This window comes from Streptomyces katrae (genome assembly GCF_000966975.1).
Taxonomy (GTDB): Bacteria; Actinomycetota; Actinomycetes; order Streptomycetales; family Streptomycetaceae; genus Streptomyces; species Streptomyces katrae.
Map to the genome: position 1 here is coordinate 1 of NZ_JZWV01001664.1, position 598 is coordinate 598.

At 77.4% G+C, this 598-nt stretch carries 1 protein-coding gene; it reads left to right on the forward strand.

Annotated elements, in window-relative coordinates; all coding sequences use genetic code 11:
• Nucleotides 1-598 (forward strand): acyl carrier protein (locus tag VR44_RS39935; protein ID WP_045952600.1); only part of this gene is annotated, 598 nt, incomplete at both ends.

Genomic DNA, 598 nt, shown 5'->3' on the forward strand with positions numbered 1-598 from the left:
CTCCCCGAGTTCGCCCGCCGGACCGCCGCCCTCACCGGACCCGAACAGGCCCGCGCCGTCCTCGCCCTGGTACGGGCCGAGGCCGCAGCGGTGCTCGGCCACCAGGACGCCGGGGCGGTACCCGCCGACCGGGCCTTCCGCGAACTGGGCTTCGACTCCCTCACCGCCGTGGAACTGCGGGGCCGCCTCGCCAGGGCGACGGGCGTCAGGCTCCCCGCCACCCTCGTCTTCGACCACCCGTCCCCCGCAGCCCTGGCCGCCCACCTCCTGGGCGAACTGACCGCGGCCATCACGGGCCGGGCGGCCGCCCCCGCGCCCACGGCCACCGCCGCCCGTGGCGCCGACGACGCCGAGCCCCTCGCGATCGTCGCCATGAGCTGCCGCTACCCCGGCGAGGTACGCAGCCCCGAGGACCTCTGGCGGCTCGTCGCCGAGGGCCGCGACGCGGTCGGCGCCTTCCCCTCCGACCGGGGCTGGGACCTGGACTCCCTCTACGACCCGGACCCCGACCGCCCCGGCACCACGTACGCCAGGGACGGCGGCTTCCTCTACGACGTCGCCGACTTCGACCCCGCCTTCTTCGGGATCTCCCCCCGCG